This window comes from Halomonas sp. ND22Bw (assembly GCF_003011945.1).
GTDB classification, from domain to species: Bacteria; Pseudomonadota; Gammaproteobacteria; order Pseudomonadales; family Halomonadaceae; genus Halomonas; species Halomonas halophila.
The window spans coordinates 1-272 of sequence record NZ_PXWD01000861.1; the positions used below are offsets into that span (position 1 = coordinate 1).

The following is a 272-nucleotide window of genomic DNA, read 5'->3' on the forward strand; positions in this document are numbered from 1 at the left end:
TGACGTCGCCGAACCCCGTCGTCGTCAGAGTGGCCACCGTGAAATACAGCGCATCGACATAGCCGGCGATGCCGTCATGCCCTCTGAAGGTCGCATAGACGAAGCCGGTCGCCACGAAGACGAAGGTGATCAGATTGGCCAGGGCGCGGGCGATCCCTTCGACCCGCGTATCGTCGAACCGCGCCCCCACGGTGCGCCAGAAAAAGTCCGAGTTCAGCAGGGTCCACAGCCGCAGCATCCGCAGGAAGCCGAGGTTGAACAGCCAGGCCGGA

Annotated in this window: 1 protein-coding gene; it reads right to left on the bottom strand. The window is 64.0% G+C overall.

The genetic code is table 11. From position 1 onward, the window contains the following. The coding region (locus CVH10_RS20600; RefSeq protein ID WP_219924909.1) for an ion channel at positions 1–272 on the bottom strand (272 nt) is incomplete at both ends.